General features: G+C 65.0%; 11 protein-coding genes. 6 read left to right on the top strand and 5 right to left on the bottom strand.

Going from position 1 to position 12,634, the window contains the following annotated elements; translation table 11 throughout:
* Nucleotides 1-7: 7 nt before the first annotated feature.
* A complete protein-coding gene (locus V4558_12195; protein ID MES2306265.1) occupies nucleotides 8-1,558 on the bottom strand; it encodes a multiheme c-type cytochrome in 1,551 nt (516 codons plus the stop codon).
* 401 nt (nucleotides 1,559-1,959) lie between these two features.
* On the opposite strand from V4558_12195, the gene V4558_12190 reads away from it, so the two are divergent.
* Both V4558_12190 and V4558_12185 read left to right on the top strand, forming a co-directional pair.
* Complete coding sequence (locus tag V4558_12190; protein MES2306264.1) at nucleotides 1,960-2,727, top strand: PEP-CTERM sorting domain-containing protein; 768 nt, start codon at nucleotides 1,960-1,962, stop codon at nucleotides 2,725-2,727.
* 25 nt (nucleotides 2,728-2,752) lie between these two features.
* The gene (locus V4558_12185) at nucleotides 2,753-3,514 is read left to right on the top strand and encodes a PEP-CTERM sorting domain-containing protein (GenBank protein MES2306263.1); all 762 of its coding nucleotides are present in this window, start codon (nucleotides 2,753-2,755) and stop codon (nucleotides 3,512-3,514) included.
* Here V4558_12185 and V4558_12180 read toward each other — a convergent pair.
* Nucleotides 3,511-4,431: a TIGR01777 family oxidoreductase gene (locus tag V4558_12180; GenBank protein MES2306262.1), complete on the bottom strand. Its 921-nt coding sequence runs from the start codon at nucleotides 4,429-4,431 to the stop codon at nucleotides 3,511-3,513. The two genes, V4558_12185 and V4558_12180, sit on opposite strands and share 4 nt — an antisense overlap.
* Before the next feature lie 93 nt (nucleotides 4,432-4,524).
* On the opposite strand from V4558_12180, the gene speA reads away from it, so the two are divergent.
* The gene (gene speA, locus V4558_12175; GenBank protein ID MES2306261.1) at nucleotides 4,525-6,459 is read left to right on the top strand and encodes a biosynthetic arginine decarboxylase; all 1,935 of its coding nucleotides are present in this window, start codon (nucleotides 4,525-4,527) and stop codon (nucleotides 6,457-6,459) included.
* A 42-nt stretch (nucleotides 6,460-6,501) separates the two neighbouring features.
* Nucleotides 6,502-7,080, top strand: a complete 579-nt coding sequence (locus V4558_12170; GenBank protein ID MES2306260.1) for a peptidylprolyl isomerase — start codon at nucleotides 6,502-6,504, stop codon at nucleotides 7,078-7,080.
* Between the two features lie 108 nt (nucleotides 7,081-7,188).
* Here V4558_12170 and V4558_12165 read toward each other — a convergent pair whose 3' ends face one another.
* Nucleotides 7,189-8,472: a citrate synthase gene (locus V4558_12165; GenBank protein ID MES2306259.1), complete on the bottom strand. Its 1,284-nt coding sequence runs from the start codon at nucleotides 8,470-8,472 to the stop codon at nucleotides 7,189-7,191.
* 103 nt (nucleotides 8,473-8,575) lie between these two features.
* Here V4558_12165 and V4558_12160 point away from each other — a divergent pair, with 103 nt between their 5' ends.
* Together V4558_12160 and V4558_12155 are read left to right on the top strand one after the other, a co-directional pair.
* A complete protein-coding gene (locus V4558_12160; GenBank protein ID MES2306258.1) occupies nucleotides 8,576-9,484 on the top strand; it encodes an ADP-ribosylglycohydrolase family protein in 909 nt (302 codons plus the stop codon).
* 91 nt (nucleotides 9,485-9,575) lie between these two features.
* Nucleotides 9,576-10,064: a hypothetical protein gene (locus V4558_12155; protein ID MES2306257.1), complete on the top strand. Its 489-nt coding sequence runs from the start codon at nucleotides 9,576-9,578 to the stop codon at nucleotides 10,062-10,064.
* Here the strand turns inward: V4558_12155 and V4558_12150 are convergent.
* The gene (locus V4558_12150) at nucleotides 10,061-11,926 is read right to left on the bottom strand and encodes an acyl-CoA dehydrogenase family protein (protein ID MES2306256.1); all 1,866 of its coding nucleotides are present in this window, start codon (nucleotides 11,924-11,926) and stop codon (nucleotides 10,061-10,063) included. The genes V4558_12155 and V4558_12150 overlap by 4 nt on opposite strands.
* On the bottom strand, nucleotides 11,923-12,594 hold the full coding sequence (locus V4558_12145) for a TetR family transcriptional regulator (GenBank protein ID MES2306255.1): 672 nt from the start codon (nucleotides 12,592-12,594) through the stop codon (nucleotides 11,923-11,925). Before V4558_12145 ends, V4558_12150 begins: the two co-directional genes overlap by 4 nt.
* Between the last annotated feature and the right edge of the window lie 40 nt (nucleotides 12,595-12,634).

Below are 12,634 nucleotides of genomic sequence, written 5' to 3'. Positions count from 1 at the left end.
GGCAGCACTACTTCTGCATCGAGAGCGACTGCTGCATCGCGGCGGGGAAGCGCACCTTGGCGTCGCCGATCGCCTTCTGGACGGCCGCATTGACCGCGGCAGGCGGGGCAGGGAGCGCATACGCCGCACGGAGTTCAGTGATATTCGCCGCCAGCAGGGCCCTGGCAAGGACGGGATTGTGCACTCCAAACGAGCCGTCGCCGTGACCGTTCCGATTCTCGCCGAAGAGACTGACGTTGAACAGCGCACCCTTGGCCGGCGTGATCACGGTAACCGTCGAGAGTTCGGTCGGCCGATCACGCTTGATGATCGCGAGGTAGCCGCCATCCGTCGGTGCCGCATCCACGGTCTTGTTGCCGTTGAGGTCGAGCCAGATCTGGTCGGACATGATCGCGAGGCTCGAGCGCAGGGTATTCAGGAGTTGCGAGGCAACCGCTGCAGAACCATGGCAGCCAGACGCGGTGCAGGACTTGAACGTCCGTGCGGCCGGAGTGTAGGCGCAGTCCGTGAGGCCGGTCGGCTTGCCCGTCCCGTCGACACAGGGGATCGGCCGGAACGAGTGACCGGTCGAATGGAAGACGGTGGCACCGCTGGCCGGGTCGGTCACATCAAAGGCGACGACATGACAGCCCGCGCACAACTTGGGATTCGCCTCACTCGAGTGCGTCGACAGCACCGCCTGCGTGTCCACCGAGACTCCCGCCGGACGATATCCCGCGATGCCAAGGAGTACGTAGCCTGCGGCCCCGTGCGGGGAACTCGACGACACCGTGGGCGATCCACGATTGAGGTGACACTTCATGCAGAGGTTCTGGTCGGGATCCGGCGTATTGATCGGATACCGCAGCTGGTGCTCGTTGGACGAGCCATGTGGATTGTGGCATACCGCGCAAGTCGTCGCGATGTTGACGCTCGCCGAATCGCGTTCGGAATAGTTGGTCGAAACACCCCACGCCTTCAGGGCCGTGCGACCCTCGTGGCAATTCTTGCAGTTCGACGTGGTGTTCGCGAGCGGCGGGGCCTCAAGCTTCGCGTGGCCACTGCTGGCCCACTCTTCCGCGAACGGCGTGTGGATGCCGGTGTGACATGCCGCGCAACTGGCGCTCGCCTTGGTGAGCGAGAGTCGCGCCAGCGGCCAGGTCGCCTTGTTCTCGGGCAGCTTGACGTGCTCGGTGCCCGGGCCATGGCAACTTTCGCACTGCACGTCCTGATAGCCTGGGTCGGGGGTCATGTTCCAGCCGACATTACCTACCAGTCCGTTGCCGTTCCCGGTCAGCGTGTGACAGGTATAGCAGGTCGCGCTGGCCTTGCCGCTCGCGACGAGGGTGGAGTACGCCTTGGCGTGATGCGTCGTCGACCAGTCTTTCTGGTGACCGGAGTGGCAATTGCCGCAAGTCGTCTGTTTGGTGCTGGTGGTGTAATAGCCGAGGAGGCCGCTGGCGACGTCGGGCGCGGCATTGAATGGCGCTCGATCGCGATAGACGATGTCGGAGGAACTGCATCCGGCAAGGAGGAAGATCAATCCGAGGACGTGACCACGACGCGGTAGAATCGACATGCTCCCTCCGGGGGGACATACAGCCATCATCCTCGGCAGTATCCGGGATTGTACGGTTCCCGGCAATCGCCCAAAAGGATGTGGGATGATGATCGCCCCGGCTCGATGAAGACTTTATGAAGATCTCGTGAATCGTCGGTAGTGCCACGGATGCCACAGGGGCAGGAGGAAAACGACAGTCTGTGGCGCACCGGCAACGGGCAACTACGCCACACCCGACCGCTATCGCGTCGATCGTGCAATTCATAAACCATTGAGTCTCAACGTGTTAGCCTGGAAAACCCGGTCCTCGCCAGGATCGAGTACCGCGGCACGTCAGTTGCCTCCTCTTCCTCCCAACGACACCGATCCCGATGCGAATTCACGGCCTGCAGCAGTAACCGACCCCCGGAGAAGTCCTGATGCGCTCGATCAAGGAATCATTCTATGGCTTGGCGGCTTTGGCCGTTCTGGCGTCACCAATGACCGCCCAGTCGTGGACCGCCATCGGGTCGCCCAACAACGTCAGCGCCGGCCAGCAATTCTGGGATAACGTCTCCGCCGATGGCACCTACTGCAACTCCGGCTACGTGGTCACCGGCCTCGCGGGAACGTCGGGTAAGAGCTGCGCCAATCAGCGCCCCGGAAACTGGCTGCCATATGGTGGCCCGACGCCGACGACGTACCTCGAGGGTGCGGGCGGTGGTTTTCAGGCGTTCCTCTTCGGCGCGGGCAGCTACTCCTTCTCGCTGTTGAGTGGCAATCTCGCCGGAGGCGACATCGCCGGCGCCAATACCGATTGGGGTTACTACGACGCGTCCACGAGCCTGCGGACTTCCCTCAACGGTGGTCTGCCAGGGTCGCCCATCACGTTCGGCGGGAATTGGGGGCTCTACGTCCTGCTGACGAACGGCAACTACGCCTACTCCGGGCTCGACAATCAGTTCGCGCTCTTCGGCTTCGCCCCTCCCGGGAATGCCGGCAGCAACTGGATTGCCGGCATCGAAGACATCTACACTGGTGCAGGTGGCGGTTCGGACAAGGACTATCAGGACATGATGTTCAATATCGCCTACGATCCGCCGGCGAACACCGAGGAAGTCGTACCCGAGCCGAGCACGATGCTGCTCTTCGGTACTGGCCTTGCAGGTGTGCTCGGCAAGGTTCGCCGCCGTCGCTCGACCGTCTGATACCCACTGATCCAAGGAGTCGCGCGTGCGTCACATCTCTTCGGTTGCCCTGATCTCGGTCCTGATTGCTTCACCGCTTGCGGCCCAGACTTTCCAGACGGGCACCTCGGCCGTCGGCACGCAGGACGCGAACTGGCTGGTCTCCTGGACGTCGGGGCCGTACGGTCCAGGCGGCAACTCGGGCGGCTCGTACGGAGCGTGGGTCGTTCCGGCGGTTGGTGGCGTCTGGGAACCGGATGAAGTCGGCTCCGGCGCCAAGTGGATCAGCGCCTGGCCCTCCTCCTCTGCAGTCGGTGGGGTGGGCGACTACAACAAGGACACCGATGCCGGGCTCCGGTACTTCTACACGTTTGAAGTCACCTTCAACTCGCTCTTTGCCGGGAACCTGCTCCTGAGCGCCGGCTGGGATAACATCCTCACCGGATTCGTGCTCAACGGCACCACGTTCAATCCGACGACCGCGCTGACGTCATCCACTGACCGCGCCATTGGCAATCACTTCGGCTTCTGTCGCGACGGGGACGCCATTTTCAACAGCAGTGATTACCCGCTCTGCACCGCGAACTTCTCGCTGCCCGGCCTCCTCGCCGGCTCCAATACGCTCAAGGTCACCCTCAAGGGCGATGGCCAGACAGACGGCCTCTGGTTGACGGGCGATACGCCAGTCGGTGCCACTGAAATCGTGCCGGAGCCGGCGACAATGTCGCTGCTGGCCACCGGTCTGCTCGGGCTCGCCGGCGCCGGCGTGAAGCGCCGGAAGCGTCCTGCCCGCGACGAGCAGCTCTAACGCCGATCGACCGCCGTCGGATGCACGATCGCCTGCAGCGCAGGCTCGAGCTCCGGAAAACTCCACTGATAGCCGCTTTGCGAAAGCACGGCCGGGACGACGCGCTGGCTCGCCAGTAACGTCGCCTCGGCCATCTCCCCGAAGGCCAGCTTCAGCGCGAATGCGGGGAGCGGCAACACCGCCGGCCGGTGCAGCACCCGGCCGAGGATCCGACCGAACTCTCCATTAGTCACCTCTCCCGGGGCGACCGCGTTCACGGGGCCAGCCAGGTCGGCGTTCGCCAACAGGTGCCGCACCACTCCCACCACATCCGAAATGGCAATCCACGCGAGCCACTGCTTGCCATCGCCGACCGGACCCCCCAGGCCAAGCCTGAACGGGGGCAGCAGTTTCTTCAGTGCGCCGCCGGTCGTCGAGAGGACCACACCGAAGCGCGGGTGCACGACACGCACCCCAACTGCCCGCGCCGGGTCCGCGGCGGCCTCCCACTCCTGCCCGAGGCGCGCCAGGAAGTCGGTGCCAAAGGTGGCGCGCTCGTCGAGCCGTTCATCGCCACGGTTCCCGTAGATCCCTACTGCCGATGCCGAGATGAGGACTCGGGGTGGCTGAGTGAGCCGCCCGATCGTCTCCGCGAGCAAGCGGGTCGGCGTGAGCCGGGACTCGCGGAGCAGGGTCTTGCGCGCTGGCGTCCAGCGGCCGGCGGCGATGCTCTCCCCCGCGAGATGGATGATGGCGTCGACTCCTTCGAGTGCGCCGGTATCCAGAATTCCGCGACCCGGGTCCCAGCGCGTGCCGCCGGGGATCGCGTGCCGCGAGATGGGGAGGATCGTCCGCCCGTCCGCCTGCAGCGCCGCCGTGAGGGCCTGGCCAATCATCCCGGAGGCGCCGGTGATCGCAATCGTGTTCGAAGCCGACATCGCGGTGGTTTCTCCAGGCGCAGGTCGAGCAATTGACAGGACGGATGTTAGAATTGTGCCCTCTATAGTCCCGGACCCCGCAGGAGTCGCTTGATGGCCGCTTCCTCCAGTTCCCCGTTCGTCCTGTCGCCCTCGGCGGATCCTTCCAAGTGGTCGGTTCGTGATGCCGAGAAGCTCTACAATATGCAGGGCTGGGGACTGGGGTATTTCCGGATCAGTGACGAAGGGCATGTGATGGTGCATCCCGACGGCGCGGCGACGGGCGGCATCGATCTCTATCACATCGCGATGGACCTCAGCGCGCAGGGCGTCGGGCTCCCGCTCCTGCTCCGCTTCTCCGACATCCTCCGCTCACGGATCGCCGAGCTCGCCGAACGCTTCCGTGTTGCCATCGACGATTTCGGGTACGAAGGGAAGTACACCACGGTCTATCCGGTCAAGGTGAACCAGCAGCGGCATGTGGTGCAGGAGATCGTCGAATTCGGCACACCGCACGGCGTCGGGCTCGAGTGCGGCTCCAAGCCCGAGCTGATGGCAGTGCTCGGGCTCAACGAAAGCGCCCGCCACCTGATCATCTGCAATGGCTACAAGGACGAGGAGTTCATGCGCCTCGCCCTGATCGGGCAGCAGCTGGGGCACAAGGTGGTCATTGTACTGGAGCAGCTCAACGAGCTCGAGGTGCTGCTCAAGGTCGCCGATGAGATGAAGATCGAGCCCACGGTGGGTGTGCGCATCAAGCTGGCGACCGAGGGTTCCGGCCGCTGGGCCAAGAGCGGGGGAGAGAAGTCGAAGTTCGGCCTCTCCGCGGTGGAGCTTGTCCGGTTGCTCGACATGCTCGAGAAGAGCGGCAAGCAGCACATTCTCAAGCTGGTCCATTTCCACCTCGGGTCGCAGATCACCGACATCCGGTTCGTGAAGGCAGGGCTGGAGGAAGTCGGTCGGTACTACGTGGAACTGCGCAAGATGGGATTCGAGATCGACTACGTGGATGTTGGTGGCGGGCTGGGCGTGGACTACGACGGCTCACGCAGCACACGGCCTGCCTCGATGAATTACACCATGCGCGAGTATGCCAACGACGTGGTGTACACCATCGGCGGCGTGTGCCGGAATGAAGAACTGCCGATGCCGCATCTCATTTCCGAATCCGGTCGCGCGATCACGGCGCACCATTCGCTGCTGCTCATCAACGTCATCGACTGCGAATCGCAGAACCAGTCCGCCCCGGTCGTGCTCAAGGAGGAAGACCAGCCGCTGCTGCTGGAGATGCAGGAGAACCTTGACACCCTGAGTCCGGACCGGATCGAAGAAGCCTTCCACGACGCAGTCTTCGCCAAGGAGCGCTCGCAGGAACTCTTTGCGAGCGGTGTCTACTCGCTGCGCGACCGCGCGAACGCCGAACAGCTCTATATCACGACGCTGAACGCGCTGGCGGCCTCGATGGGTGATGACCGGGCCTCGTATCCGGAGCTCGCGGCCCACCTCGAAACGGCACTGGTCGATCGGTACTTCTGCAATTTCTCGCTCTTTCAGTCGCTGCCGGATAACTGGGCCATCGATCAGCTCTTTCCGATCATGCCGATTCATCGTCTCGGTGAGATGCCGGCGCGCCGCGGCACTATTCAGGACGTCACCTGCGACTCCGATGGCGTGATCGACCGATTCACCGGTGGTCGCAAGGGGAAGCCCTCCCTCGAGCTGCATCCCTGGAAGGAGGGGGAGCCGTACATCCTCGGCATCTTCCTCACCGGCGCGTATCAGGAAATCCTTGGCGACCTGCACAACCTCTTTGGTGATACCAACGCGGTCCACGTCCGGCAGAAAGACGATGGCTACGAAATCACCGATCTGGTGCACGGCGACACCGTGACCGAGGTGCTCACCTACGTGCAGTTCCACGCTTCCGACCTGCTGGCGACCTTCCGCCGCAAGGTGAATCGCGCCAATGGCTTGTCGCGGCAGGAAGCGAACGCCTACATCGCGGATTATGTGGCGGGGCTTGAGGGGTATACGTATCTCGAGGAGTAGGACGAGAAGCGAGAAGGGAGAAGCGAGAAGCGAGGTGTTCCGGTGAGATTGCTTCGCGTGGTCGGGATCGGGCTTGTCCTGGCGGCAGTGCGTGCCGAGGGACAGGGCACTGTGCCATTGGTGATCAGGACCTCGATGGGGGAGATCTCTGTCGAGGTGGATAGCACGCACGCACCACGGACGGCGGCGAACTTTCTCCGCTATGTCGATGGCGGTCATTTCCACGGCGGGCAGTTCCACCGCACCGTCACGATGCAGAACCAGCCCGACTCACCGGTGAAGATCGAGGTGATTCAGGGATCGGTGGCGTCCGAGCGCGCCAGCGATGACTTCCCGCCGATCGCCATGGAAGGCACCCGCGTCACCGGGCTGCACCACGTCGATGGCACGCTCTCCATGGCCCGCGCCGGCGCCAACACGGCCACCTCCTCGTTCTTCATTGTCATCGGCTCGCAGCCGGAACTTGATGCCGGGGGGAAGCGGAATCCCGATGGTGAAGGCTTCGCCGCGTTCGGCCGGGTTACCGGGGGAATGGCCATCGTTCGCGCGATTCAGCACTCGCCGGCAACGGGGCAGGCGCTGACGCCGGCGATCCGGATTATCGAAATCGTGAGACGATGACAGATGACAGATGACAGATGGTGGAGAAGACACGAAGGGCCGGCGTCCAAGTGAGGGGCCGGCCCTTCGGCTGTTATCTGTCATCTGTCATCTGTCATCCAAGATCCTCTATCGCTGCTTCATCTCCACAAAATTCCGCTCCGCCGGTCCCGTATAGATCTGCCGCGGGCGCGCGATCTTCTGCTCCTTGTCGGTGATCATCTCCTCCCACTGCGCCAGCCAGCCGGGCAGGCGGCCGAGGGCAAAGAGCACCGTGAAGTAGTCGGTGGGGTAGCCCATCGCCTGGTAGATCAGCCCGGAATAGAAATCGACATTCGGGTAGAGCTTCCGCTTGATGAAGTACTCGTCCTCGAGGGCGATCCGCTCGAGCTCGAGGGCAATCTCGAGCTTCGGGTTGAGGCCAGTCTGGGCGAAGACATCGTTCGCCACGCTCTTGATGAGCTTGGCGCGCGGGTCGTAGGACTTGTAGACCCGGTGGCCGAATCCCATCAGGCGATCGCCGCCGTTCTTGACATCCTCGATGAACTTCGGGATCCGGTCCTTGCTGCCGATCTCGTCCAGCATCCGCAGGACGGCCTCGTTGGCGCCACCATGCAACGGGCCGTAGAGCGCCGCAATCCCCGCCGAGACGGCAGAGAACGGATCGACGCCGGAGGAGCCGACGGCGCGCACGGCGCTGGTGGAGCAGTTCTGCTCGTGGTCGGCGTGCAGGATCAGCAGGATTTCGAGGGCCCGCTGCAGCACCGGGTTGGGCTGGTGCTTGCCGCCGATGCTGAACGTCATGTTGACGAAGTTGCCGATGTAGTCCACGTCATTCCGCGGGAACTCGTAGGGCAGGCCGCGCGAGTGCCGGAAGCAGAACGCGGCAATCGTCGGCAGCTTGGCCATCAGGCGAACGCGCTGGATGTAGCGGTTCTCCGGATCCTCGATGTTCTTCGCATCGGGATAGAAGGTCGAGAGCGCACCGACGACACCGAGGAGCATGCCCATCGGATGTGCGTCGTAGCGGAAGCCCTCGAGCAGCTTGATGATGTTGGTGTGAACGTAGGTGTGGTACCGGATGTCGTTGGTCCACTTGTCGAGCTGCGGCTGGGTCGGCAGCTCGCCGGCGTTCAGCAGATAGGCGACTTCGAGAAAGGTGGCCTTGTCGGCAACCTGCTCGATCGGGAACCCGCGATAGCGGAGAATTCCCTTGTCGCCATCGATGTAGGTGATGGCGCTGCGGCAGGCGGCCGTATTCATGAACGCCGGGTCGTAGGTCATCATCCCGAAGTCGTCGGCGTTCACCTTGATCTGGCGCAGGTCGATCGCCTTGATGGTGTCGTCAACGATGGGAAGCTCGTAGGCTTTCCCAGTGCGGTTGTCGGTAATGGACAGGCTGTCGCTCGCCACGGACGGGCCCCTGAAAAGGAGGGTGGAGCGTGATGCCGAAATAGCTGGCAGGGGAAATCTACACGGGGCTGGAAGCGGCGCTGACCTCCGGTATCTTGTCGGGATGACCGCCCAGCGTCTCCCCACCGATCCGACGCGCGCCGAGCGCTGCGAAGGCTTCCTCGTCGGCGCCGTTCTCGGCGCCGCCCTGGCCGCCAGCACCGCCGACCTGACCGATCCGCAGGCCATCCGAGAGCGCCTCGGCGCGGCAGGCGTGCCCCAGGCACTCCCGGCGCCCCATGGCCACCGCCGGGCAGCTACCGCGCTCGCCGATGCATTGCTGGAGCAGCTTGTTGCGGGCGGAGTCGACCTGCGCCGACTCGCCGGCCGATGGGTCGAGTGGCGTTCCGCTGACGGCACCGACGTGGACCCCCTCCTCGCGCTTGCGCTCGATCACCTGCGGGACTTCGATGCGCCCATCGCAGACCTCCCCGCGCCCGGGATCGCGCCGCTGGCGGCTGCCCTCCCGGCCGCGCTCGCGAGCGCGTCGCCCCAGGCCATGATTGCCGGTGCGTTTCACGTTGCGCGATTGATCGACCCGAGCGAAACGACGGCACTCGCCACGGTCGCGGTGGTCGTCGCCGCGTCGAGATTTCTCGAGGGGAGTCGGGATTTCATTCCCGACGTCATCGCGGTGCTGCGGGCCAATGATGCTCCCGCGACGCTGCTCGATGCGATTCGCCTGATTCCTCGAGACCCTGGAACGCCGCCGCCGGTTCCGCTCGGCGCGGCGCCATCTCCCGAAGTGGCGATCGCCTGGTTGCTCTGGACCGCGCATCATCGACCAAGACCCCTCGACACCCTGGCTGCGATGGCGTTGCAGGGAGGAATCTCACCGACGGTCGGCGCCGTCCTCGGCGCCCTCCTCGGGGCGCGAGATGGCGTGACCGTGTGGCCGGCACCCTGGCTCGAGGCAGGCGCCGAAGAGGCGACGCTGCGAGCGGCGCTGGCGCGTCGCCTGGCTCCAACCTGACGGTGTTTCTGACACCCCGCTGACAGCGACTCCCCGGTGCCTCCGGTATCGTTGGCTTCACCCTGCCAACTGACCCGAAGCCCGGAATGCCATGATGCTGGATTCGTCGCTCCGTCCCGTGCCCCTCGATCGCGTCATTCGCGCCGGCCTGGCCGCAGGAGCGCTCGATCTGGTGCTGGCGCTGTCGATTTCGTTCGCGGTGCGGGGGACGTTCATCCCGGGCAAGGTGCTGCAGTCGATTGCCGCGGGTGCGGTGGGCGATGCGGCGAAGGAAGGGGGGATGCGGATCTGGGCGGCAGGGGCCGTGCTGCACTTCACGATCGCGCTGATCTGGGCCGCGATTTACGCTGTGTCAACGCGACGGATCGCACCGCTCCGGGAACTACGACTCGCGCTCGGACCGGCGCGCACCGGCCTCATCTTCGGACTCGTGGTGTGGGCAGCCATGCGATTCATCGTGGTGCCGCTCTCCCACGCGCCAAGCGGACCGCTGAAGTTCTCCGCCGTGCTGGTGGCGATGGTGGTCGGCCACATGGTGATGGTCGGCCTCCCCATCGCCCTCATCAGCGAAGGCGACTAGCGCGCTTCGGGTTCGCGGACCATCCCCTCCTCAAGCCAGGCGAATTCTCCCGCCATCACCTGCTGCGCGGCGCGATACGTCGCCAGATCGTCCGGCCCGAAGGTCTCACCGAACAGGACATCCACGCGATGCGCGGCGTGACGGCAGAAGATGTCCGCCAGCTCGGTCGCATTGCGGTTGCCGGCTTTCATGAGCGCGTCGGCCCGGGCGACGGCGGCACTCATGGCCAGCAGTTCGGCACCGATATCCACCAGCCGGAAGAGCACCGATTGCCGCTGCTCGAGTTTCGGACCGAAGCGCACCATGGCGTGGAAGAGCGTTCTGGCCAGCTTGCGAGAGCGTCGTTCGACGAACCGGAGGTGACGCGCGAGTGGGCCGAACTCACCATGCTTGAGAAAGGCCGCGCCGAACCAGAGCCGTGGATACCACCCGGCGTAGAACACGCCGGCGCGAAGCAGGCTCTTGAGTTTCGTCGACGTGGTGGCCTTCGGGTCGATCATGTCGCCGGCCACTTTCAGATGGGTGTCGACCGCCTCGCGAGCAATGAAGAGGCGCATGATCTCGCTGGAGCCCTCGAAGATCCGGTTGATTCGGAAATCGCGATACATCCGCTCCACTGGATCGGGCCGCTCCCCCCGCAGGCGGAGTGAGTCGGCGGTTTCATAGCCGCGGCCGCCCTTGATCTGCAGGCAGTCGTCAATGATCCGATCCCCCATTTCCGAGTTCCACAACTTCGCCAGCGCAGCCTCCAGCCGGATGTCGGCATCGCCCCGATCGGCCAGCAGCGATGCGAGATCGCTCACGGCCTGCATCGCAAAGGTGTCGGCTGCCATCGTCCCCAGCATCTGCGCGACGGCATCGTGTTTCCCGATCGGCTTCCCCCATTGCACCCGCTCGGCCGCCCAGCGTCGCGTGATTTCGAGCGCACGCTTGGCGCCGGCCGCGCACGACGCCGGGAGCGTGAGCCGCCCGGTGTTGAGCGTCGTCAGCGCGAGCTTGAGCCCCTTGCCCTCGCCCCAGATCACGTTTTCTGCCGGGACGCGCACGTTGGTGAAGCGGAGCACGCCGTTCTCGATCGCTTTGAGTCCCATGAAATGGAGCCGGTGGACGAGCTCCACCCCGGGCCAGTCGGACTCGACCACGAACGCAGTGATCCGCTTCCCGGTGCGCGCCATCACCACCATCACCTCGGCGATGGGGCCGTTGGTACACCAGAGTTTTTCGCCGTTGAGGATCCAGTGGCTGCCGTCGTCGCTCTTCTCGGCGGTCGTCGCGACGCCGGCGGGATCGGAGCCGACTTGCCGTTCAGTCAATGCGAATGCGGAAATTGCGCCGAGCGCGAGCCGCGGCAGGTAGCGCTGCTTCTGCGCCTCGGTACCGAAGAGCCTGAGCGGCACGGCAACGCCAATCGATTGCGACGCAGAGAGCAGCGCCGTCAGCGAGCCGTCGTGCGAGGTCACCATGGCGATCGCGTGCGTGTAGGAGAGCTGCGAGAGTCCGAGACCGCCGTACGACTCGGGGATCTTGATCCCGAAGGCTCCCAGGGCGCGCAATCCCTCGATCACCTCATCGGGGATCTTCCCCTCGCGATCGATCCGGTCACTGTCAACGTTCGCGTGGAGGAACGCTTCGAGGGCCGAGAGGAACGGCTTCGCTTTGGCAATCTCCTCGGCACTCGCCGCGGGAAACGGATGGATCAGGTCGAGCCGGAGTCGGCCTTCGAAGAGCTCGCGCACGAAGCTCGGGGCGCTCCATTCGGTCTCCCTCGCCGCCTCGGCGACGGCGCGTGCCTCGTCAACGCTCGGAGCGACATGCGGGGCCGCCGACGGCATCCGCGGTGTGGAAGCGAGCACTTCAGTCATCGTGAACTCCGTCGAGCGGAAGGCGTGCGTCGTGGGGGCAAGGCGCCGAGGAGCAGGGCGGTGATGTGCTTCTTGCGCGCGACCCCGAATCGCGGGTCGTCCGCATCGAAGCCGATCGCAGGGATCAGCGTGGTGGCGTGAATCAACGGGAACCAGGTGAGGGCGATCAGCGACAGAAAGACGTGCATCGCCGCGGAACGCGCACGCGGCGGGAAACCGAGTTCCTGAGCCAGCGCCGCGACGGCTTCCGCACCGACCGCCTGCCCAAGTGGGAGGTTGCCGAGGCCCGAGGCCTCGCCGAGCGCCTGGCGCTGGATCAGCCGGACGAATTTCGGGTGCGCCTCGACGAAGTCGACGTAGTCGCTCACTGCCCCCGCGAGCACGTCGGCCGCAGGTCGACCGCTGCGCATGGCGCGCGCGCGCCCCACCCGGACGGCATCGAGCGCGTCGGCGAAGGCGCGGTCGATCACGGCCCGATAGAGCTCAGCTTTGGACCGGAAGAAGTAGCCCGGCGTGCCGCGGGAAACGCCCGCGTGGGCGCCAACATCTGCCATGGACGTGGCAGCGAAGCCGCGCTCCGAGAAAAGCGTCTCGGCGGCGTCGAGCACGGCGCTGCGAGTACGCTCAGCGTCACGGGGTCGGGGCGGGGAAGCGGCGGCACGAGGCACAGGGGCCCTCCGATAGCTTGCTTGCTGGTCAGCAAGTTAC

The organism is Gemmatimonadota bacterium (assembly GCA_040388535.1).
In the GTDB taxonomy this organism is placed as follows: Bacteria; Gemmatimonadota; Gemmatimonadetes; order Gemmatimonadales; family GWC2-71-9; genus Palsa-1233.
This window is presented reverse-complemented; position numbering and strand designations above follow the sequence as displayed.

Coding starts and splice junctions, on each gene's coding strand:
- V4558_12190 (MES2306264.1), top strand. CDS start 1,960: ATGCGCTCGATCAAGGAATCATTCTATGGCTTGGCGGCTTTGGCCGTT.
- V4558_12195 (MES2306265.1), bottom strand. CDS start 1,558: ATGTCGATTCTACCGCGTCGTGGTCACGTCCTCGGATTGATCTTCCTC.
- V4558_12150 (MES2306256.1), bottom strand. CDS start 11,926: ATGACTGAAGTGCTCGCTTCCACACCGCGGATGCCGTCGGCGGCCCCG.
- speA (MES2306261.1), top strand. CDS start 4,525: ATGGCCGCTTCCTCCAGTTCCCCGTTCGTCCTGTCGCCCTCGGCGGAT.
- V4558_12155 (MES2306257.1), top strand. CDS start 9,576: ATGATGCTGGATTCGTCGCTCCGTCCCGTGCCCCTCGATCGCGTCATT.
- V4558_12160 (MES2306258.1), top strand. CDS start 8,576: ATGACCGCCCAGCGTCTCCCCACCGATCCGACGCGCGCCGAGCGCTGC.
- V4558_12180 (MES2306262.1), bottom strand. CDS start 4,431: ATGTCGGCTTCGAACACGATTGCGATCACCGGCGCCTCCGGGATGATT.